The organism is Georgenia alba (genome assembly GCF_042665525.1).
Classification (GTDB): domain Bacteria; phylum Actinomycetota; class Actinomycetes; order Actinomycetales; family Actinomycetaceae; genus Allobogoriella; species Allobogoriella alba.
This window is the reverse complement of sequence record NZ_JBHTCQ010000001.1, coordinates 642829-664980: the sequence shown is the minus strand read 5'-3', so window position 1 is coordinate 664980 and position 22152 is coordinate 642829. Positions and strand designations below refer to the sequence as shown.

General features: G+C 71.6%; 16 protein-coding genes. 3 read left to right on the top strand and 13 right to left on the bottom strand.

Annotated features, from left to right (window positions below; all coding sequences use genetic code 11):
* Nucleotides 1–85 precede the first annotated feature (85 nt).
* The 7 genes from ACFQQL_RS03160 to ACFQQL_RS03130 all read right to left on the bottom strand — a co-directional run bounded on the left by ACFQQL_RS03160 (nt 86) and on the right by ACFQQL_RS03130 (nt 10814).
* On the bottom strand, nt 86–2140 hold the full coding sequence (locus ACFQQL_RS03160; RefSeq protein ID WP_382391170.1) for a beta-galactosidase: 2055 nt from the start codon (nt 2138–2140) through the stop codon (nt 86–88).
* Between the two features lie 50 nt (nt 2141–2190).
* A complete protein-coding gene (locus ACFQQL_RS03155) occupies nt 2191–2862 on the bottom strand; it encodes a glycosyltransferase (protein ID WP_382391168.1) in 672 nt (223 codons plus the stop codon).
* An 85-nt stretch (nt 2863–2947) separates the two neighbouring features.
* A complete protein-coding gene (locus tag ACFQQL_RS03150) occupies nt 2948–4444 on the bottom strand; it encodes a GH39 family glycosyl hydrolase (RefSeq protein WP_465254017.1) in 1497 nt (498 codons plus the stop codon).
* A gap of 95 nt (nt 4445–4539) precedes the next feature.
* A complete protein-coding gene (locus ACFQQL_RS03145) occupies nt 4540–6207 on the bottom strand; it encodes an ABC transporter substrate-binding protein (protein ID WP_382391164.1) in 1668 nt (555 codons plus the stop codon).
* 95 nt (nt 6208–6302) lie between these two features.
* On the bottom strand, nt 6303–7226 hold the full coding sequence (locus ACFQQL_RS03140; protein ID WP_382391162.1) for a carbohydrate ABC transporter permease: 924 nt from the start codon (nt 7224–7226) through the stop codon (nt 6303–6305).
* A complete protein-coding gene (locus ACFQQL_RS03135) occupies nt 7220–8227 on the bottom strand; it encodes an ABC transporter permease (protein ID WP_382391160.1) in 1008 nt (335 codons plus the stop codon). Before ACFQQL_RS03135 ends, ACFQQL_RS03140 begins: the two co-directional genes overlap by 7 nt.
* Nucleotides 8228–8489: 262 nt before the next feature.
* A complete protein-coding gene (locus ACFQQL_RS03130; RefSeq protein ID WP_382391158.1) occupies nt 8490–10814 on the bottom strand; it encodes a beta-xylosidase/alpha-l-arabinosidase in 2325 nt (774 codons plus the stop codon).
* Nucleotides 10815–11090: 276 nt separating this feature from the next.
* Here ACFQQL_RS03130 and ACFQQL_RS03125 point away from each other — a divergent pair, with 276 nt between their 5' ends.
* On the top strand, nt 11091–12092 hold the full coding sequence (locus tag ACFQQL_RS03125; RefSeq protein WP_382391156.1) for a LacI family DNA-binding transcriptional regulator: 1002 nt from the start codon (nt 11091–11093) through the stop codon (nt 12090–12092).
* 36 nt (nt 12093–12128) lie between these two features.
* Here the strand turns inward: ACFQQL_RS03125 and ACFQQL_RS03120 are convergent, their stop codons facing one another.
* Nucleotides 12129–12629, bottom strand: a complete 501-nt coding sequence (locus ACFQQL_RS03120; RefSeq protein ID WP_465254016.1) for a winged helix-turn-helix transcriptional regulator — start codon at nt 12627–12629, stop codon at nt 12129–12131.
* Nucleotides 12630–12718: 89 nt separating this feature from the next.
* Here ACFQQL_RS03120 and ACFQQL_RS03115 point away from each other — a divergent pair, with 89 nt between their 5' ends.
* Nucleotides 12719–13369 (top strand): dihydrofolate reductase family protein, encoded by a 651-nt coding sequence (locus ACFQQL_RS03115; RefSeq protein ID WP_382391152.1) that lies wholly within the window; start codon nt 12719–12721, stop codon nt 13367–13369.
* 23 nt (nt 13370–13392) lie between these two features.
* Here ACFQQL_RS03115 and ACFQQL_RS03110 read toward each other — a convergent pair whose 3' ends face one another.
* Nucleotides 13393–14844, bottom strand: a complete 1452-nt coding sequence (locus ACFQQL_RS03110; protein WP_382391150.1) for a sugar porter family MFS transporter — start codon at nt 14842–14844, stop codon at nt 13393–13395.
* Between the two features lie 236 nt (nt 14845–15080).
* Here ACFQQL_RS03110 and ACFQQL_RS03105 point away from each other — a divergent pair, with 236 nt between their 5' ends.
* Nucleotides 15081–17432, top strand: a complete 2352-nt coding sequence (locus tag ACFQQL_RS03105; protein ID WP_382391148.1) for a xanthine dehydrogenase family protein molybdopterin-binding subunit — start codon at nt 15081–15083, stop codon at nt 17430–17432.
* On the opposite strand, the gene ACFQQL_RS03100 is transcribed toward ACFQQL_RS03105, so the two are convergent.
* The 4 genes from ACFQQL_RS03100 to ACFQQL_RS03085 all read right to left on the bottom strand — a co-directional run bounded on the left by ACFQQL_RS03100 (nt 17429) and on the right by ACFQQL_RS03085 (nt 22020).
* On the bottom strand, nt 17429–18385 hold the full coding sequence (locus ACFQQL_RS03100) for a hypothetical protein (RefSeq protein ID WP_382391146.1): 957 nt from the start codon (nt 18383–18385) through the stop codon (nt 17429–17431). The genes ACFQQL_RS03105 and ACFQQL_RS03100 overlap by 4 nt on opposite strands.
* 104 nt (nt 18386–18489) lie before the next feature.
* Nucleotides 18490–19053 carry a hypothetical protein gene (locus tag ACFQQL_RS03095; protein ID WP_382391144.1) on the bottom strand — a complete coding sequence of 188 codons (564 nt, stop codon included), beginning with the start codon at nt 19051–19053 and terminating at the stop codon, nt 18490–18492.
* An 82-nt stretch (nt 19054–19135) separates the two neighbouring features.
* A complete protein-coding gene (locus ACFQQL_RS03090) occupies nt 19136–20902 on the bottom strand; it encodes an ABC transporter ATP-binding protein (RefSeq protein WP_382391142.1) in 1767 nt (588 codons plus the stop codon).
* Nucleotides 20899–22020, bottom strand: coding sequence for a P-loop NTPase family protein (locus ACFQQL_RS03085; protein ID WP_382391140.1), 1122 nt, complete (start codon nt 22018–22020; stop codon nt 20899–20901). Before ACFQQL_RS03085 ends, ACFQQL_RS03090 begins: the two co-directional genes overlap by 4 nt.
* Nucleotides 22021–22152: the final 132 nt, after the last annotated feature.

Below are 22152 nucleotides of genomic sequence, written 5' to 3'. Positions count from 1 at the left end.
TGGGTGCCGACGACGCTAGCGAGGCTCGGTGACGTCGCGGCGACCGAGAGTGACCCGCTCGGTGAACATCACCCCCTGACGGGTATCAGTCCTCGCGCAGCACGACCACGTCAGTCGGCTCCAGCCGCAGCGTCTCGCCCTGGTCGATGCGCCGCCCGGTGAGCAGGTCGGTCCCGCCCACGTGCGCGGGCACCTCGACCGCCTCGGCGGCGTGGTTGAGCAGGAAGACGGTGCGCCGGCCCTCGCGCTCGCGAACGGCGAGCTCGAGGTCGGGGACGTCGGCGTACGGGCCGAGCAGCCCGTGCCGCTCGAGCAGCTGCCGCACCACCCACGCCGTGCCCGGCCGGTCCAGCACCGTGCCGACGTACCAGGCCTCGCCTCCGCCGTCGTGCCGGTGGCGGGTGACGGCGGCCCGTCCGGCGTAGAAGTCGGCGCCGTAGGTGCCCACGACGTCCGCGCCCTCGGGGACGAGCACGTCGAAGACGAGCTCGGCGTCGGAGACGATGGCCTCGCCCGGCCCGGGCTCCGACAGGCCCAGCGTCACCGGGTTGACGGTGCCGGGATCGAGCGAGTCGGTCTCCTCCACCCGGACCCCCATGAGGGCGGCGAGCGGGCCGGGCGGGTCCATCAGGAAGGCGTTGTCGTCCTCGTCCACGCGGCCGGACCAGCAGGTCGCGAGCACCGACCCGCCGCGCTCGACCACGGCGGCGAGCCGCTCGGCGACGTCACCCTTGAGCATGTGCAGCAGCGGCGCCAGCACGACGTCGTACCGCGTCAGGTCCGCCGTCACCGGCACGACGTCGACGCCGACGTTCGCGTCCCACAGCGCCCGGTACCAGCGCAGCGCGTGCTCGACGTAGGTCAGCCGGCGGTGGACACCGTCGGTGATCTCGGCCGCCCACCAGGAGTCCCAGTCCCACAGGACGGCGACCCGGGCGGGCGTGCGGGCGCCGAGCGTCGCGTCGCCGAAGTCCTCGAGCTCCTTCCCGAGTGCGGCCACCTCGCGGAAGGTGCGGGTGTCCGTGCGGCCGGCGTGGTCGAGCACCGCGCCGTGATACTTCTCCGAGGCCCCCTGGGACTGCCGGAGCTGGAAGTACAGGACCGCGTCGGCGCCGTGCGCCACCGACTGCCACGACCACAGCCGCAGCACGCCCGGCCGCTTGACCGGGTTCGCGTCCCGGTTCGCGGTGGTCGACGGCGTCTGCTCCATCACCCAGAACGGGGCGCCGTCCTTCAGGCCGCGGGTGAGGTCGTGGGCGAGCGCCATGCGGCTCGGGGCGTGCTCGCCGCGCGGGTAGTTGTCCCACGACGCGAAGTCCAGGTGCTCCGCCCACCGGTGGTAGTCCAGCCCGCGGAACATCCCCATGAAGTTCGTCGTCACCGGCGTTCCCGGGTCCACCGCCTGGATCGCGGCCTTCTCGTCCACGTAGTTGCGCAGCAGGGCGTCGGAGAAGAACCGCATGTAGTCGAGCGTGATGCCTTGGAACGCGGTGTGGTTCGGGCCGCGCCAGTGCTCGCTCAGGGCGCTGGGCGGCACGATCTGCTCGAAATCCGTGTACAGGTGCGACCAGAACATCGTGCTCCAGGCCTCGTTGAGGCGCCCGAGGGTGCCGTACCGCTCCTGGAGCCACACCCGGAACGCGGCGGCGCAGCTCTCGCAGTAGCAGGGCGGCGCCCCGCCGTACTCGTTGCCGACGTGCCAGGCGACCAGCCCCGGCGTGCCGACGTACCGCTCGGCGATCCGGCCGGCGAGCGCCGCGGAGAGCCGCTGGAAGACCGGTGAGCTGGGGCAGTGGTTGTGGCGCCCGCCGTACACGTGGCGCCGGCCCTCGAAGTCGGTCCGGGCCACCTCGGGGTGGCGGTGGGCGAGCCAGGGCGGCATCGCGCCGGTCGCCGTCGCCAGCACGATCCGGGCGTCGGCCTCGACCGCCCGCGCCACGATCGCGTCGAGCCGGGAGAAGTCGTAGGTGTCCTCGTCGGGCTGCAGGTGGGACCAGGCGAAGACACCGAGGGTGACCGTCTCGATCGACGCCGCGCCGAAGGCCGCGTAGTCCTCCTCCCACACGTCGCGTGGCCACTGCTCGGGGTTGTAGTCCCCGCCGTAGAGGATCTTCTCGGTGCGCGGCAGACGAGCGGTCACGGCTCTCCTCGAGTCGGTTCGGTCGGGCGGTCGGGCGACGACGCCGGCGCTCAGGCGACGAAGTTCGCCTCGACGTCCTGCACCATCCTGTCGCAGGTGCGCAGCAGCAGGTGGACGAGCAGCGGCCCCACCAGGCCGAGCACGGCGTCGAACGTGAGGTAGACGAGCCCCGCCATGACGACCAGGAGCGCGAGCACCCCGAGCGCCGCGAGCGGCGTGCGCGCCATGTAGTAGGCCGCGAGCCGGGCGACGTCCCGGGTGCGCAGCGCGAACAGAGAGGCGATGACGAGGGCGAGGCCGGCCCAGACCGCGACCATCGCCGCGATGACCACGAGCACCGACCGGTACCCCGCCGGGACGCCCGTGACCTCCAGGTTCGCCAGGCTGATCGCGATGATCGCCTCGACCGCGAGCGCCGGCACCCACAGCCTGAGCACGTCGCCCACGTTGAGCCGGTACCCGCGCAGGAACGATCGGGCGGGCTCCAGCGCCTCGGCCCGGGTCCGGTCCCGCAACGCGAAGAGGCCGGCGGCCACGGCCGGCCCGACCGGCACCAGGCACAGAGCCACCAGAGGGATGTTGCCCGCGGAACGGTCCAGGACCATCAGCGGCAGGGTGCCGGGCAGCGTGGTGAGGATCAGCAGCACCCCGACCACGAGGTACCAGTACACGGCGCCCGACACCCGGCTCAGGGGTCCCTCGCGGGGCTGCGCCTGCGCCATCAGGCCCACCACCCTCCCGTCGATGTGCTCGGGCGTGCGGTATGCGGCACGTTCCGGCACATCGACGTGCTCCGGAACCGAGCGCTCACCGTCCGAGGATCCTCACGTCGTCCACCCATGGTGGTGACTCGTCACGCACCGGGTCGATCTCCACGAGCGTGACCTCGTGCCGGCCGAGGGTCAGCTCCAGGTTCATCCGGCACCCGTCGACCGCCACCGACGTGTGGCGGCGGACGGGCTCGGCCGCCTCCCGCAGCGCGTCGAGCTGACGCGAGGTCGGGAAGCGCGGACGGCCCATCTCCCGCCAGGCGGCCCAGGCGTTGCCCTCGGTCTCGTTGACGGAGGACCGCATGACGAAGGCGGTGGCGGCGTCGACCGGCACGCTCAGCCGCAGCGTGTGCCGCTCGGGCTCCGGCCCGTCCTCGGTCCCGCCGACCGGCTGCCACCCGAGCACGGTGATGCGGCCGGCGTCGTCCCGGGTGATGAGGTGGTCCGCGCCGCGGGCGAGCAGGTGGCTGCCCATCCGGGCCATGAACGCGTACAGGTGGTAGGTCGGCTTCTTGATCTGGCCGTGCGTGAGCATCCCGAAACCGCCGTGGAAGATGCCGGTGGGGATCCCCACCTCCTCGAAGGTGTCCGAGAAGGTCCAGTAGGCGAAGGAGTCCACCAGGTCTCCGCCCGCCGCGAGCACGGGAGCAAGGTAGGCGGCGTTGTACGCGGTGTCGTGCACCGGGTTGTCCGGGCGGTAGGAGGAGTTGAACTCCGTGATGTGCACCGGCAGACCCGCGAGCGCGGTGCCCTCGAGGTGACGGCGCGGGGCGTCGAACTGCTCCAGCAGGGACGACGGCGCACGCAGCGTCTGATAGGTCCCGAACGGGACGTGCTGGGCCGGGCCGGTGGTGTAGGCGTGGCGGGAGACGAAGTCCACCGGCACGTCGCGCGCCGTGACGAACTCGGCGAACGGTGCCCACCACTCGTCCGAGCCGGGCGAGAGGGACGGCCCGCCCACCTGCAGGTCCGCGTCGACCTCCTTGACCGCGTGAGCGCTGGCCTCGTAGAGACGGTGGTACGCGTCCTGGTCACCGGACCAGAACTGCGCGAGGTTCGGCTCGTTCCACACCTCGATCGGCCAGGTCCGCACCTCCTCGATCCCGTACCTGCCCACCAGGTGCCCGACGACGCCGCGCACGAGGTCCGCCCACTCGTCGTGGTCGGCCGGCGGGGTGATGTTGCCCTGCCACCAGAACACCGTCCGGTCGCCCGAGGCGAGGGCCGAGGGCATGAATCCCAGCTCGAGGAACGGCTTGATCCCGAGCGCGAGGTAGGCGTCGACCACCTGGTCCACGTACGTGAAGGAGTGCAGCAGCCGCCGTTCCCCGGACACCTCGTACGGACGGTGGACGCCGACGTCGTCCCCGAGCAGCCCGTGCCCCCGGATGTGGTGGAACCCGATCTCGGACTGCACCAGGGCGAGCGAGTCCTGGTAGTCCTTCCGCAGGGCGAGGTTGAACCGGCCGGTGCCGACGCAGGCGCGCCACGCGTCGGTGAGGGTGCCGACCGGGCGGTCGGGCACGTGGATGATGGTCACGATCGACGTGTTCCTCTGCGGGATGGACAGATGACGGGCCGGCGACCGCTCAGGGGCTGCGGCCGCCGGCCCGGCGGGTCAGGTAGGGATCACTCGGTGACGCCGGCGGCGGAGTTCGCCCGCTCGACGTACTCGTTCATCCCCGCGCCTTCGAGCTCGGACACCCAAGCGTCCCACTCCTCCAGCGAGCGCTCGCCCAGGATGAACTGGGCCGTGGCCTGACGGGTCATGTCCTGCAGCGTGGTCTGCTGCAGACCGGCCTGCTCCTGCTCCATCTCGTCGTACGTGACTGGCGGCGGCAGCTCGAGCTCCTCCTTGACGGCGTTCATGTCCTCGATGAACTGGACCGCCTCGTCGCTGCGCATCGACATGTCGAGCTCCTCGGTGGAGCCGTGCGCCAGCGAGAAGACGCCGTTGTAGTACCCGTAGTCGGCGTTCAGCAGCTGCGGCGCCCCGGGGTTGATGTGGCCCCAGTTGATGTCCTCGTGCAGGACGCGCTGGTCACCCTCCCGCTCGAAGGTCTCGCCCTCGACGCCCCACTTGGCGAACTCGAGGCCCTCGTCGGAGTAGTAGAGCCAGTCGACGAACTGCAGCATGGCCAGGAAGTCGTCCCGCTCCGCTGCCCGCGCCGAGAACATCAGGCCGGACTCCAGCCGCGAGCCCGCGGCGATGAAGTCACCGGCCGGGCCGCCCGGCACGGTGATGAGGGACAGCTCCGCCTCCGTGTTCCCGAGCTCCTCGAACGCCTGCCGGTACTCGAGGATGATCTGGTCGCTGCCGCCGATCGCCGCCGCCTGTCCGGAGGCGAACTTCTGCTCTGCCTGCTCGTCGGACTGGGTCATCGCCTCCGGGTCGAGGAGGCCGTCCTCGACGAGGCCGGCGAAGTACTCGACCAGCGACCGGTACTCGTCCGACCCGCCGGCGTACACGTACTCGCCGTCGTCCTGGTTCCACTGCAGGCCCTCGCCGAAGCTCCAGCCGGCGACCGTGCCGAAGTTCGGCGCGGCGGCACTGAGCGTGGCCTCGATGGGACCGTCGATGGACCAGCGGTCGGTGTACGGGTAGGTCAGGTCCGGGTTCTCCTCCTGGATGGTCACCAGCTGCTCCTGGAACTCGTCCCAGGTGCGCGGGTGCTCCAGGCCGGCGGCGTCCCACAGGTCCTGCCGGATCACGATGGTGTAGGCACCCGGGATCGGCACCTCGTGGAGGCCGGGGATCATGTAGTACCGGCCGTCTTCCTGGGTCTGCTGCTCGATCTCCGCCTGCAGTCCCCACTCCTCGACCTTCTGCTGGAAGTTGGGCATGTACTGCACGTACTCCGAGATCGGCAGCAGCGCGCCGCCGCTGACGAACTGGGTCTCATCACCCGCGTACGTCACCGGCATGATGTCCGGCGCGTCCCCGGAGGAGACGAGGACCGAACGCCGCTGCTCCATGTCCTCCAGCGGCACGTTCTCGTACTGGAACGTGACGTTCTGGTCCTCCTCGAGGTGCTGGATGATCGGCCAGTCGCCCTGGAACGGGTAGTTGACGTGGTCCCGGTAGAGCAGGCTGAACTCCACCGGCTCGGTGGCTCGGAAGGTCGTGCCGGCCTGGAAGTCCTCCATGTGGCCGACCTGGCTCTCCATGTCGACCTCGCCGCCACCACCACCGCCGCCACCACCACCGCCGCCCCCGGTGTCGACCGAGCACGCCGCCAGCGTGATGCCCGCGGCCGACGCGGTGAGACCCGCGATGGCCCTTCTGCGAGTGATCATCGTTGTTCTCCTCGTGTTGTTGGATTCTCGTCGCTACGACGGTCCGGTGGACGTCTTCGTCGACTCCCGACGGGCCGTCGGGCACGGCACCCGCCTCACCCCTTCACGGATCCGAGCATCACGCCGGAGACGAAGTACTTCTGGACGAAGGGGTAGAGGCAGACGATCGGCAGGACGGTCAGCAGCATCGCCACCGACTGGAGGTTGGCACCGATCTGGGACTCCTCCATGCCGGCCTCCCGCCCGGCACCGCTGGCCCCGGACAGCAGGTTGCGCAGGTACAGGGTCACCGGCTGCAGATCCGTGTCGCTGAGGTAGAGCATGGCGGGGAACCACGAGTTCCAGAACGCGACGGCGTAGAAGAGGATCATCGTGGCGATGACCGCCTTCGACAGCGGCAGCACGATCCGGAAGAAGATGCCGTAGGTGCTGAGTCCGTCGACGGCGGCCGCGTCCTCCAGCTCGCTCGAGAAGTTCTCGAAGAACGCCTTCATGACGAGCAGGTTGAAGGCGCTGATCGCGTTGGGGATGACGATCGCCCACACGGTGTTCTTGAAGCCGAGCCCGGAGATCAGCAGGTAGTTCGGGACCAGTCCGCCGTTGAAGAACATGGTGACCACGACCATGCCGATGAAGAACGCCCGGCCCTTGAGGTGCTTCTTCGCCAGGGCGTAGGCCATGGTCGTCGTGAGCACCATCGCGATCGCGGTGCCACCGAACGTCTGGATGAGGGTGTTCATGTACCCCGTCCAGAACCGCTCCTGGTTGAACACCCACTCCAGCGTCGTGAGGTTGAAGCCCCGTGGCCACAGGTTCACGTTCCCGGCCATGATCTCGCCCTGGGAGCTGAACGCCTTCGCCACCAGGTTGATGAACGGGTAGAGGGTGATCGCGCAGATGACCACGAGTGCGGTGCCGTTGACCACCCGGAACACCCGGTAGGACGGCGTGTCCTTGACGGTGGTCGGGACGCTGCGGACCCGCGTGATGTCGGGGACCTGCGGGGTCGTGCTCACCATAGTGACGCTCCCGTCACACGCCGGGCGACGGCGTTGGCCGAGAGGACGAGGATCAGGCCGATCAGGGCCTCGAACAGCCCGATGGCCGCGCCGTAGGAGAAGTTCCCGCTGTTCAGCGCCACGCGGTAGACGTAGGTCGCGATGACGTCAGCCGTCGGATACGTCAGCGGGTTGTACAGCAGCAGGACCTTCTCGAACCCGACGGCCATGAACGTGCCGATGTTCAGCACCAGCAGCACCACGATGGTGGGCACGAGGCCGGGGATCGTGACGTGCCAGGTCTGCTGCCACCGGTTGGCCCCGTCGATCCGGGCCGCCTCGTAGAGCTGGTCGTCGATCGTGGTCAGGGCGGCCAGGTAGAGGATCGTGCCGAAGCCGACCGTCTGCCAGATCTCGGAGGAGACGTAGATCTGCCGGAACCACCCGGGTTCCTGCATGAAGGTGATGGCGTCGCCGCCGAACGCCTCGACGATCTGGTTGACCGTGCCGTTGACCGCCGTCAGCTGGAACACGAAGCCGGCGACGATCACCATCGACATGAAGTGCGGCAGGTACGTGATCGTCTGGGTGATCCGCTTGAACTTCCGTGAGCGGAGCTCGTTGAGCATCAGCGCCAGCGCGATGGGCATCGGGAAGACGACGATCAGGGTCAGCGCACCCAGGATCACCGTGTTGGTGAAGACCCGCCAGAACATCGGGTCCTGGATGAACATCTCGAAGTAGTAGAAGCCGACCCACTCGTCGCCGAACATCGAGCTGCCGGGCCGGAAGCGATTGAACGCGACGAGGTTCCCCAGCATCGGGGTGTAGCGGAAGATGAGCAGCCACACGACCGGCAGGATGAGGAAGGTGTAGAGCCGCCAGTCCTTGCGCAGCGCGAGGCGCCACTCGTCGGCGTGACGACGCAGCCAGCCACGACGGGCCGAGGGGGGTTCGGGGGGCGCCACCGGCTCGGCGAGCGGCTCCTCCGTGGTAGGGGCCGGGGTACGCGTCGTGCTCACCGGAGACGCACCCGGTCGAGGGGTCCGGGTCGGCGCATGTTTCTCACCTCGTCGTGATCGCCGTGCCGAAACTATCGATACGGACGCTGCGGGTTTTCGAAGATTAGGGGGCCTACCACATCACGTCAAGACGAGGCCAGCCGTCGTGATCAAGATGTGATACCCCCCGAAGCCCAGTCGAGGCACGGCACACCTCGCATCCCGGTGACCCATGGTCACACGAGGCGGCTTCTGAAACTTTCGCGCCTCGGTGACACCGCGGTCACGATCCGACGGTCACGTCGACGGTCAGGCGCCGCGTGTGGTCGACGACCCGCAGGTCACCGACGAGCCGCAACGGCAGGGCCGACTCGACGTCGGCGGCGGAACGGGCGAGCCGCAGCTCGACGTCGCCCGGCTCGACCACGCGGCGGCCGTCCCGCAGGGTGAAGGACGTGACGTCGGCCGGCACGGTGAACCGCACGCGCCTCGCCTCCCCCGCCTCGAGCGGCACCCGCGTGTAGCCGATCAGGCGCACGAGCGGTCGCGTCACGGAGGCGACCGGGTCGTGCAGGTAGAGCTGGACGACCTCGGTGCCGGCACGTTCGCCGGTGTTGCGCACGGTGACCTCGACACTCGCCTCGCCGTCGACCGCCCAGTCTGTCCGGTCGGACGCGGCGTCCTCCCACGCGAAGGTGGTGTAGGACAGGCCGTGCCCGAACGGGAACAGCGGCGTGGGGTCGATGTTCGACACGTCCGTCTTCGTCCCGAGCCGCTGGGTCAGGTACGTGCCGGGCTGGGCGCCCTCGTTCCGAGGCAGGCTCACCGGCAGACGTCCGGAGGGGTTCGTCCGTCCGGTGAGCACCTCGGCGAGGGCCTGCCCGCCCAGCTGGCCGGGGAAGAACGCCTGCACCGTCGCGGCGGCCCGCTCCACCAACGGTCCGACGGCATAGGGGCGGCCCGTCAGCAGCACCAGCACCACGGGGGTACCGGTGTCGAGGATCGCCTCGACGAGGTCCGCCTGGACCCCGGGGAGACGCAGGTCGGTCGCGTCGCACCCCTCGCCCGAGGTGCCGCGTCCGAAGAGGCCGGCCTGGTCGCCGACGGCGACGACGGCGACCTCGGCCGCCCGCGCCGCCTCGACCGCGGCGGCGAAGCCGGAGGTGTCCTCGCCGGTCACCTCGCAGCCCAGGGCGTAGGTGACGTCGTCGACCTGGTCCCGCAGCTCCTGAAGCACCGAGGGGATGTCGATGCCGATCTCCGCCTCGGGGTGACGCACGCCGACGTGCGCGGGGAAGGAGTAGCAGCCGAGCATGGCCATGGCGTCGTCGGCGCGCGGGCCGACGAGTGCCACCCGGGTCTGCGGCCGCAGCGGCAGGGTGCCGTCGTTGTCGACCAGGACGATGCCCTCGCGCGCGAGCCGCAGCGCCACGTCCTGGCTCTCGGCGTCGTCGAGGCGGATGCCGTCCGGGTCGGGCACCTCGGGAGCGTAGTCGGCGTCCAGCAGCCCGAGCTCGGCCTTCTGAACGAGGACGCGACGAAGTGCCGTGTCAATGAGCGCCTCGTCGATCTCGCCGCGCTCGACCGCCTCCACGAGGGGCTCGCCGTAGCAGTGGATGGTGGGCAGCTCGACGTCGACGCCGGCGTTGAGCGCGAGGTGCGCCGCCTCGGCCTCGGTCCCGGCGACCCCGTGCAGCATGAGCAGGAACTTCACGCCGAAGTAGTCCGCGACGACGGTGCCGTCGAACCCCCATGTCTCGCGCAGCAGCCCGGTGAGCAGGTCGCGGTCCGCGGCCGAGGGGACGCCGTCGATCTCGGAGTAGGAGTGCATGACCGAGCCGACCTTGCCCTCCACGACCGCCATCTCGAACGGCGGGAGGATGACGTCGGCGAGCTCGGTGCGGCCCATCGAGACGGGAGCCAGGTTGCGGCCCGCACGGGAGGCGGAGTAGCCGGCGAAGTGCTTGAGCGTGGCGAGGACGCCGCCGTCCTGCAGGCCCTTGACGTAGGCCGTGGCCACGGTGCCGACGAGGTAGGGGTCCTCACCGATGGTCTCCTCGACCCGGCCCCACCGGTAGTCGCGGACCACGTCGAGGACCGGCGCGAGGCCCTGGTGGACCCCGACGGACCGCATCGAGGTGCCGATGCGGCGGGCCATCTCGCCGACGAGCTCTGGGTCGAAGGAAGCACCCCAGGAGAGCGGCACCGGGTAGGCGGTGGCCTTCCAGGCGGCGAACCCGGCGAGGCACTCCTCGTGCACGAGGGCAGGGATGTTCCAGCGGTTGGCCGCGACGACCTCCCGCTGCGACCGCGCCAGCCCACGCGCCCCGGCGGCCGGCTCGACCGGGGTGGTGCCGAACGGCCTGGTGAGCTGACCGAGACCGTCGGCGATGACGTTCTCCCAGGTGAGCGGCTCACGGGTGAGGTCGGACTGGTACGGGGCGACGCCGCCGTTGGTGGCGTCGGCACCGACCCAGAGGCCGACGAGCTGCGAGGTCTTCTCCCGCAGCGTCATGTGCTGCACGAGGTGCTCGACCCGCTCCGCGACGGGGCGGCGGCTGTCCTGCCACGGCTCCACGGCGAGCGTGGGCGCGTGATCGTCCGTCATGTCGGCCTCCGGGTCCCACGGCTCCGTGGGTCGAGCGTCGGTGCCGCCTCCGCGAAGTCGACGGCGAAAATTATCGCTGGCGAGGGCGAAAATGCCCCTGAAACAGGACAGTAGAGAGGCGAATGTCCCTCGTCAAATGCCACCCGGGGCGAGCCGTGCCCCCGGGACATCTGCGCCAAGTATGGTCTCGACCAGCAGGTTGTCCGACCCGTACGATCTCGAAAGAGTTTCGCCCTAGACTGGCGTGGCCGGACCATTGACAAGGACGTTTCCGAGATGAGCACCACCACCATCGCGACGATCGCGGAGGAGGCCGGCGTCTCGGTGCCCACCGTCTCGAAGGTCCTCAACGGCCGCCCGGACGTCGCGCAGGCCACCCGGCAACGGGTGGAGCAGGTGCTCGAGAAGCATCAGTACCGTCGCCGGAACACCTCCCGGTCCGCCGGCTCGCGGCTGGTGGATCTCGTGTTCCACGAGCTGGATTCCGCGTGGGCCGTGGAGATCATCCGCGGGGTCGAGCGGGCGGCGCACGAGAACGGGCTGAACGTGGTGCTCTCGGAGCTGGCCGGCGCGCACCGGCCCCGGCAGACCTGGCTCGACGGCGTGATCGCCAGGCGACCGCTCGGCGTCATCCTCGTCCTGTCGGACCTGGATCCAGGTCAGCGCCGGCAGCTCGAGACGCGCAACATCCCGTTCGTCGTGGTCGACACGGCCGGTGAGCTGCCCGCTGGCGTGCACGCGGTGGGCTCGGCGAACTGGAACGGCGGGCTGGTCGCCACCCGGCACCTGCTCGAGCTCGGCCACCGCAGGATCGGCGTCATCACAGGTCCGCCGGACGTCATGTGCAGCCGGCAGCGCCTGGACGGGTACCGAGCGGCGTTGGACGAGGCGGCCATCCCGGTCGACCCGACGATCGTGCGGGACGGCCGCTTCAGCGCGGAGAGCGGCTACGACCGCGGCCTTCAGCTGCTGGACACGCCCGACCGGCCGACGGCGATCTTCGCCGGTAACGATCTGCAGGCCATGGGTCTGGTGCGGGCGGCGCGCGATCGTGGCCTCTCCGTGCCTGGGGACCTGTCGATCGTCGGCTACGACGACCTCTCGGTCGCGTCGTGGACCACGCCGCGGCTCACCACCGTCCGCCAGCCGCTGGTGGACATGGCGCACGTGGCCACGACGATGCTGGTGCGGCTCGCGGCCGGGGAGACGCTCACGATGCCGCGGATCGACCTCGCCACCGAGCTCGTGGTGCGTGAGTCGACGGCGCCTCCCACCTGAGGGACCCCGGTCCGACGTCGGGGCATGCCGGAGGCCTCAGGGAGACCCCTCGCGACCGACGGTTTCCTCGTACGCCTGCTGGAGGCGCTCGGACGCGAGCGGGCGCCCCGGGTGAGGGCGCGGGACTCCGACGTGGATCTCCCGGAGCTCGTCGATGAGGTCGTCGACAAGAGCGGGTGACTCGGCCAGGAGGCGGGCCCGGATGGTCAGCTCGGGCGACGTCGGGCGGTGGCGCATGCCCCACGTCCCGAGCGCGACCATGACCGGAAGCGTCTGGATCCCTGCCTCGGTCAGCGAGTACGTCGCTCGCCGACCCCGCGTCGCGTCGTCGCGCGAGAGCAAGCCCTCGTCGACGAGTTTCCGGAGCCGGCTGGCGAGGATGTTCGATGCGATGCCCTCGTCGTTGCGGGTCAGGAGCTCGCGGAAGTGCCGGCGACCGCCGAACACGATGTCACGGAGGACGATCAGGCTCCACGCATCACCCAGCACCTCCACCGCCGCATTGATGGCGCACCCCGACCGCGGCTGCCCTCTCACGTTCGACCTCCCAACTGGTTGCAGATCAAGATCACTCGACACTAGGGTTCGGGTGATCTTATTTTGCAACTACACACCCAGGAGTGCCGATGTCCCGGACGCGAGTCCACAGTCTTCTCGTCTCCTCCGATGGGTACGCCGCCGGCGACCATGTGACCTTCGAGAAGCCGATCGGGGACGCGGGCGCGCTCTTCGGCAGGTTCGACGGACGCGTCATCCACGGGATCCACGGGGTCGAGGAGCCGGTGACCGTGGACAACGCCCTGTTCAGCATGTGGGGCCAGGGCGTCGGGGCGGAGATCATGGGCCGTCGCAAGTTCGGACCGCAGACGGGTGAGTGGCCGGACGACGGCTGGACCGGGTGGTGGGGAGACGCGCCGCCGTTCCGCACCCCCGTCTTCGTGCTGACCCATCACCCGCGCGACGTGATCGAGTTCGACAACGGCACCTCCTTCCATTTCGTCGACGCCTCGCCGGAGGAGGCGCTTCGCCTGGCGCAGACCGCGGCCGGCGGGCTGGACGTGCGCATCGGTGGCGGGCCGTCGACCGTGAGCGAGTTCCTGAAGGCCGACCTCGTCGACTTCCTTCATCTGGCGATCGTCCCGATCGTGCTCGGTGCCGGTGTTCGGATCTGGGACGACCTCGCCGGCCTCGAAGAACGATTCAGCGTCGAGTCCATCAGCACGGCCAGTGGCCTGACACATCAGCTGTGGAACAGGAACCCGCACCACCCCAGGTAGACGGTCGTCGGCAGGATGACCGGTCAGCCCGTTGCGCTCGCCGCCCGGCGCCGGGACGGCCGCCCGGTCTCGTCGGTCATGTCCTCCAGCTCGCGCCCCTTCGTCTCGCTGACGAACCGGTGCACCAGGAAGAAGGAGATGGCCGCGCAGGCTGCGTAGAGTCCGTAGGCGAAGCTCAGCCCGATCTCCGACAGCACGGGGAAGGTCGTCGAGACGGTGAAGTTCGCGACCCAGTTGAACGCGGTCGCGACCGCCACGGCCGTGGCGCGGATGCGGTTCGGGAACATCTCGCCGAGCATCACCCACATCACCGGGCCCCAGGTGGCGCCGAAGAACACCACGAAGCCGTTCGCACCGACGAGGGCGATGAGCCCCCAGGGATCCGGCAGGCTCGTGCCGCCGTCGCCGGCCTGCGCCTGGGAGAAGGCCACGGCCACCGTGGCGAGGGTGACGGCCATGCCTCCGGAGCCGACCAGCAGCAGGGGCCGGCGACCGATCTTGTCGACGAGCAGGATGGACAGGACGGTGACCGCCACGTTGATCACCGAGGTGATGACCGACGTGGTGAGCGCCTCCTCCTCGGCGAATCCGACCGACCGCCACAGCGTGGTCGAGTAGTAGAAGATCACGTTGATGCCGCCGAACTGCTGGAAGACGGCGAGCGCGATACCGACCCAGACGATCGGCTTGAGCCCGAACGTGCGGCCGAGGAGGTCCCTCAGGCTCTCGGCCGACTCCCGTGCCAGGGACCGGCGGATCTCCTCGACCTTGCGCGCCGTGTCCCGCACCCGGGTGTAGTCCCGCAGGACCCGGGTCGCCTCCTTGATGCGGCCCTTGTCCACGAGGAACCGTGGCGACTCGGGGATCGTCAGGGCGAACAGCCCGTAGCCGACTGCCGGCAGGGCCTCCGCCCAGAACATCCACCGCCAGGCCTCGCGGCCCGCCCACAAGGTCTCGGCCGCCCCGCCTGCCGCGCCCGCGAGGGCGGCGTCCGAGAGCAGCGCCGCGAAGATGCCCAGCACGATCGCCAGCTGCTGGAGCGAGGCGAGCCGCCCGCGCACGCTCGTCGGCGCCACCTCCGCGATGTAGGCGGGCGCGATGACCGACGCGGCCCCGACCGCGAGGCCGCCCAGCACGCGCCAGGCGATAAGGTCCGCGGTCCCCACGGCGAACCCGGAGCCGACCGCCGAGACGAAGAACAGGATGGCGGCGAGGAGCATGACGCGCACGCGCCCCCAGCGTGCGGCGAGCGTCCCGGAGAACCAGGCGCCCACGACGCAGCCGAGCAGTGCCGAGGAGACCGCGAAGCCCTGCAGGAAGCCGCTGATGCCGAAGTCGGCGCTCATCGCATCGATCGCGCCGTTGATGACCGAGGTGTCGAAGCCGAAGAGGAAGCCACCGAGCGCCGCGGCCAGGCTGATGCCCACCACCTGCGGCGCGACGTCCGGTCTCCGGTCCTCCTGCTCGCTGCTCATGGAACCTCCCGTCGGGTCAGCAGACCCGTCCCAGGGGAACACGTGAGCCGCGCGCACACGAATCGGCCCGCCGCGCGGGCACTTCTCCTACCCGTTCCCCCGGCGGAGTCCGACATGGCCGGATCACTCGCCATGACGGCGCCGACACCCGACGTCCCCGGCACCGCGCCGGCCTGGCTTCCACGACGCGGCATGACCTCGGGCGCGGGGCCGGTCCCTGCCCTTAGGCTGCGGCCATGCCGGGATCGATTCTTGGAACCTCAGTCCGCCGGGTCGAGGACCCGGACCTGCTCGTCGGCCGCTCCACGTACGTCGACAACCAGCGCGTGGACGGGCTGGTGCACGCGGTCTTCGTGCGCAGCCCGTTCGCGCACGCTCGCATCACGGGCATCGACACCAGCGAGGCCGCCGACGCCCCCGGGGTGCTCGCCGTCTTCACGGCCGAGGAGCTCGGGACCGACCCGGTGCCCGCCTTCGCCATCGCGAACCCCGCCTGCGCGCGGTCCGTCCTCGCCACCGACAAGGTCCGCTTCGTGGGGGACCCGGTGGCGCTCGTCGTCGCCGAGACCCGCACCCAGGCGGTGGACGCCGTCGAGCTGGTCGACGTCGACTACGAGGACCTCGACGTCGTCGCCGACGTCGAGTCCGCGGTGGCGGACGGGGCGCCGCTGCAGTTCGAGGACATCGCGCGCAATGTCGCGGCCAGCCGGTTCGAGGACGGCGTGGACCCGCTGGCCGGGGCCGCCCACGTGGTCCGCGCGCGCCTGGAGAACCAGCGGGTCGCGACCTCCCCGATCGAAGGCCACGCGATCCTCGTCCAGCCCACCGACGACGGCGGCCTGACCGTGTGGGTCTCGACCCAGCAGCCGCACATGGCCCGCGACCTGGTCGCCCAGCACACCGGTCTCGACCCGGAGAAGGTGCGCGTCATCGCCCCGCACGTCGGCGGCGCGTTCGGCGGGAAGGCCGGCATCGGCGCCGAGCACGCCGCCGTCACGTCGGCCGCGCTGCGCCTCGGCCGGCCCGTGAAGTGGGCGGAGACCCGCAGTGAGGCGATGCTCTCCATGCACGGGCGCGGGCAGGTGCAGTACGCCGAGCTCGGCCTGCGCGAGGACGGCACGATCGTCGGCCTGCGGGCCCGGATCCTCGGCGACTGCGGCGCGTACGCGGGCTTCGCCGGCGGCTTCCCGACGGGACCGACCCGGCTCATGGCGCAGGGGCCGTACGAGATCCCCACGGTGGCCGTCGACGGTCTCGCCGTGCTCACCAACACCGCTCCGGTCGGCGCCTTCCGCGGGGCCGGCCGGCCCGAGGCGACGGCGATGCTCGAGCGGATGATGGACATCGCCGCGGACGAGCTCGGCCTGGCACCCGAGGAGATCCGGCGCCGCAACTTCATCGCGCCCGAGAAGTTCCCGTACGAGACGCGCACCGGGGCCACGTACGACGTCGCGGACTTCGACCTGCCGCTGCGGGAGGCACTGCGCGTCGCCGACGTCGAGGGCGCCCGCGCCGAGCAGCGCCGCCGGCTGGAGGCCGGCGAGAGCCGCCTGCTCGGCATCGGGATCGCCACGTACGTGGAGATCACCGGCTTCGGCGGCTCGGAGTTCGGCTCGGTCCGCATCCACGACGACGGCAGCGCCACGGTGATGTCCGGGACGTCGGCGCACGGCCAGGGGCACGCGACGAGCTTCTCGATGATCGTCTCCGAGCGGCTCGGCATCCCGCTGGAGAAGATCCGCTACGTCCAGTCGGACACGGCGCTGGTGCGTAGTGGCGGCGGCACGGGCGGATCGCGGTCGCTGCAGCTGGGCGGCTCCGCCGTCGGCAAGGCCGCCGACGAGGTGTACGACAAGGCTCGTGAGCTGGCGGCGAACCTGTTCGAGGCCAGCCCGGAGGACATCGAGATCGTCGAGGACGGCCTGGGGGTCCGCGGCGTCCCGGACCGGCAGGTCACCTGGACCGACCTGGCCGCCCGGGCCGCGGAGGACGGGGTCGAGCTCGGCTCGGACACCGACTTCACGCTGCCGGGCGCCACCTTCCCGTTCGGCGCGCACGTCTCGATCGTCGAGGTCGACACCGAGACCGGGCATGTCGTGCCGGTCCGGCACATCGCGGTCGACGACTGCGGCCGCGTCCTCAACCCGCTCATCGTGACCGGGCAGCAGCACGGCGGCGCGGTCCAGGGCATCTCCCAGGCGCTGTGGGAGCACTTCGTGTACGACGAGGTGGGCACGCCGATCACCTCGACGTTCGCCGACTACGCGATCCCGACCGCGGCCGACACGATCATGCTCGAGACGAGCAACACCGAGACCCCCACGCCGTTGAACCCGCTCGGCGCGAAGGGCATCGGCGAGTCCGCGACGATCGGCTCCACCCCGGCGGTGCAGAACGCCGTGGTCGACGCGCTCTCCCACCTGGGCGTGCGGCACGTCGACCTGCCGTGCACGCCGCAGCGGGTCTGGACCGCGATCCAGGCGGCCCGGGCCGGACGGCCGCAGGACCCGTGGCGCGAGCCGCCGGAGGTGTTCGCCACGTTGCCGCGCGACGGCGAGGGCCCCGAGCCGACCGGCGGCGACCTCTAGCGGCGCCGGCTGCGGCGGCCGGCGAGGCGCCGCGCCGTCCCGGCCAGCCGGTCCCACGGGACGAACGAGGCGTACGCGGCCCCGGAGAGCTGGTAGCGGAAGGTGATGTCCATCAGCGCCTTGATCCCCCAGTGCATCCCGAAGACGGAGGCCACCCACACCTGGGCGATGCGCGGGTGGAGCAGGGCGGCCGGTGCGGCGAGCTCGAGCGCCAGCGACGGGGCCGCGGCCAGCGTCCAGGGCGCCCGGTAGGGGTACAGCGCCTTCCCGAGCGGCGCCGCCGAGGACCCGAGGACCTCCTTGCGCAGGCCGTCGGCGGCAACCTGGCTGCGCAGGGCGTCCCCGGTGCCCCAGCGCCAGCCGAGCGGGCCCTGGATCTTGGCCATGCCGGCGAGCCAGTAGGCGACCGTCGTCACCGCGGACGCCACGTGCGCCGGGTAGCCGTACCGCCAGTCCGGTATCGGCACCGGGCGGCCGCGGCGGACCCGTACGAGGGCGTCGACGCTCCAGGCGTCCGCCGCCGGGCTGAACCCGGCCACCAGCGTGTGCAGCACGGCGGTGTTGTCGCTGTGGAAGATCATCGACCACGAGTTGCGGTAGCTGACGGTCCACAGCAACAGGCACGCGTGGACAGGACCGGTCACGCGGTGCCAGAGGCCGAGGGTGAAGGCGGTGCCCGCCGCGAGCTCGGCGACGACGAGGGCGTCGGCGACCGGTGCGGGCAGTGGGCGGCGCAGCACGCGAACGGGACCCACCGGCGCGAAGAGGACCGGGTCGGTGCGATGCACCCGGGCGAACATCCGGCGGCGCGGGACGAGGTAGGCGAGGGTGTACGCGCCGAGCACGATGCGGGACCCGGCGAGCCGCTCCGGCGGGACGGCCTCGAAGAGCCGCCGGCCGGCCCGGGCGCTGAGGTCCGCCAGGCACCGGGCGAACGTCCGCGCGGCGCGCATCAGCCCGCCTTCCGCTCGTCGTGGTCCCCGCCCGGCACGACCGGTGCGGCCGGCCCGGGCGCTGAGGTCCGCCAGGCACCGGGCGAACGTCCGCGCGGCGCGCATCAGCCCGCCTTCCGCTCGTCGTGGTCCCCGCCCGGCACGACCGGTGCGGCCGGCCCGGCGGGAGCGGCCGACGCGGCAGGTGCGGCGGGCACGACGTGCGCCGGCGGCGGGGTCGCGGCGGGAACGGGCTCCGCCGCACCCAGCTGCACCGAGCGCAGCGGGGCACGATGCCCGGCGAAGAAGTCGTCGTAGACGTAGGTCGACCGCAGGACCCGGACGCGCACCGGCGGCTCGAGGTCGCCGGACAAGCGCGCCAGCACCTCCCGGGCCAGGTCGTCGGCACCCGCGGCGGACGAGGCACGCTTGGCGACCTGGCGCCGCACCTGGTTGAAGCCGCCGTCGCCGAGGCGCCGGTAGGGCACGTCCCGCGTGGTGCCGTCCGCGTGGTCGGCGACCACGTGGACCACCCGGCCGTGCCGGCGCCGGCGTGCGCTGAACATCGGGTAGTACGAGAGCGGGAAGTCGTCCACCTTCTCGGCGGACCAGTTCTGGCGGACGGGGCTCGCGACGGCGGCCACCAACGCCGCCCCCAGCAGCAGCGCGACGGGTCTGGCGTCGGTCATGGTGTTCCTCCGATGGTCGTGGCCGCCGGAACGGCCGGCAACATTGCCGTGTGAACGCGGAGCCGGCAGCGGGCGGCGGCTCTCATCGCGCGCCCCCACCCGGCAGTCCCTCGGACCGGCCGCTCCCGACGACGTCGCCGGGGGCCGCCTCGCGGAAGAGCCGCGCGGTCGGCCCGTCACCGCCGAGCAGTCGTTCCGGCGGCCCCTCCTCCAGGAGCCGTCCGTCCTCCAGGTGCCACACGACGTCCGCGATCCGCACGAGGTCACGTCGGTGGGTGATGACGAGGGTGGTGCCCCGGCGCGCGAGGACGGCGGCGGTGAGGATGTCCCGGGTCTGGTGGTCCAGGTGCGCGTCCGCCTCGTCGAGCACGAGGAGGCGTGGGTCGCCGAGCATCGCACGGGCGAGCTCGACCCGGGCACGCTGACCGGAGGACAGCAGCCGGCCGCTCTCGCCGACGTCGCTCTCCCAGCGCCGGGGCAGGGACTCGATCACCGGTGCGAGCCCGCAGGCCTCGAAGACGGCGACGACCATCGGCAGGGTCGCCTTCGGGTGCCGGTAGGTGACGTTCCGCCGGACGGTCCCGCCGATGAGCGGCAGGTCAGGGCTCATGACGCCCACCTCCCGCCGCAGGGACTCCAGGTTGACCTCCCGGAGCCCCGCTCCGTCGAGGCTGACCGCGCCGCGATCGGGGTCCACGAGTCGTGCCGCGAGCGCGACGAGGCTGGACTTGCCGGCGCCGTTGGGCCCGACGATCGCGACGACCTGCCCGGGCCTGGCCTCGACGGAGACGCCCTTCACGCCGGGCTCGAGGTGCACGTCGCGGAGCTCGAGATGGCCCCCGCCCGGCGGGACGTCCGGCTGGGTCGGGTCGTCGGCGAGCGGCTCGAGGGCGAGGAATCGGCGGGCCGCCTCGCGCGCGACCCGGGCGCCGCTGGCGTACTCCGCCACGCGCCCCAGGTCACGCAGGTAGGCCGCGAGCAGCCCGACGACGGCGAGCGCGCCGACGACGGCACCCGGGCTGGTGCTGCCCCGGTGGACCTCGAGCGCACCGACGAAGACGACGGCGACGGTCGCCAGGCCCGCCGTCGCCTCCGCGACGGCCCGTGCCGCGCCGGCGGCGCGTGCCCGCGCCACCATCGCCTCGGCGACGCGTCGGCTCTTGCGGCCGACCCGACGTCGTTCCCGCTGGCCCTGTCCCCCGGTCTGCAGGACGCCGACGTGCGTCAGGCGTTCGGACACCTCACCGGCCAGCCGTGCCCGCCGCTTGCGTGCCCGGCGCGAGGTGACCACGAGCCGGTGGCTGGTCAGGACCGTGACGGCCGCCCCGAGCGCCAGGACCACGGCCACCGCGATGGTCAGGCCGGGCGCGATCAGGGCGAGCATGACGACCACGAGGCTCACGGCGACGCCGGCGACGATCATCCGGGCGAGCCCGAGGCTGACCCAGGACCGCAGCGCGTTCAGGTCGCCGACGAACCGCATGAGCAGCGACCCGGATCGTCGTCCGCGGATCGAGCGTGCGGGGACCGTGGTGAGGTGGTCGAAGAGCAGGTCCCGGACCTCCGTCACGTACCGCTGGCCGAGCCGCTCCGCGGTGACGCGTTCGGCGGCGCGGCATGCGGCGGTGGTCAGCACCGCGGCGAGCGGGCCGGCCACCAGCAGGGTGAGCTCCCCCGGGGTCAGGGAGGAGACCGTACCGGCGGCCCACTCCGTCACGAGCCGGTCGAAGACCCACTGCACGATCCTCGCCAGGGCCACGGCGCCGGCGGCCTGGCCGACGCCGATGGCGACGAGACCGAGCAGGAGCAGCCGGCGGCCGCGCCCGATCGGTCGAGGCAGCGGCCTCACGTCGTCACCTTCCGCCTCTCCAGGAGCGTCGCGTGGAGCTGTCCCGCATGCCCGCCGTCGCTGAGGACGGCCGAGTCCCACACCGGATGGTCGACCGCGGTGGTGAACTCCCGCGTGCCGAGGACGGACGCGCTGAGCAGCCCCGTGACGGCCAGTGCCTCCAGGCCGTTGTCCCGGAGCCAGCCCAGACCTGCGGTCGCGCAGAGCGGGTCGGTCGCGGCGAACAGCAGGCCGTCGTGGCGGGCCTGCACCACGGGGTGGCGCAGCAGCGCGGCCGTCTCCGGCTGGTAGAGCCCGTCGGCGATCTCGACCACGACGACGTCGCACCCGGCGGCGGCCAGGTGGTCGAGGCTCTGCAGGAAGACCTCCACGAGCTGCTCGACGGGCACCTGCCACGTGCTCGGGTAGCCGGCGTGCGTGAAGTCGACCGCGTGGTGCGCGCCGCTGTCCCGGAAGGCCCACAGGTCGTTGCCGGCACCGGTCCCGGTCACCTTCGCGGCCCCGACCCGCAGGCCCGCGGCGCGCATGCCGGCGCAGAGCATCGCCCCGGTGGTGGTCTTCCCCGAGTTCATCGACGCGCCCGCCACGAGCACGACGACGGGACCGGGGCCGGCCGGCGCGGCGGGTGGCGACCACGCGCCGTCGGTGGTGTTCAGACGCCGGCCGCTCGGGTCGACGAGGAGCCCGACCGGCTCCAGCTCCGTGGCGCCGCGCACCCGGGCGTGCCGACTCAGGACCCGACCCGCGACCCCACCGGCCGCCACGAGCTGGCACGGCCCGAGGTCCTCGGGCACGACCGCCTCGAACTGGTCGGGCGCGTACCGCCGGCCGTACGCGACCACGACACGTGTCCCCTCGACCAGTGGCGCCTTGCGGCCGTGCACGTTCTCGAGTCGCGCGTGGTGGCCGACGGACGTGACGCTCGCCAGGACCAGGTCCCCGAAGCGGGGGACGCCCTCGGTGAGGACGGCACGGGTACGGGTGAGGTCCACCCGGCTGGCCGTGTAGGCGACGAGTGAGGCCGTCACGTCGTCGGGGTGGATCTCGACGAGGTGGGCGGGCGACGCGAGGTCGGCGGTGATGTCCGACCGGGGATCGGTGATCGAGGCCTGCCGCATGGGAACTCCCGAAGAATGAGGTCATGCAATCTCGGACGGGTCCAGTCCAGTGAACCCGGATGAGGCCCAGATGAGGGCTTCATGAGAGTTTTCTCATGCGGCAGGAATGGGGGCATCCTCGATACCGAGCAG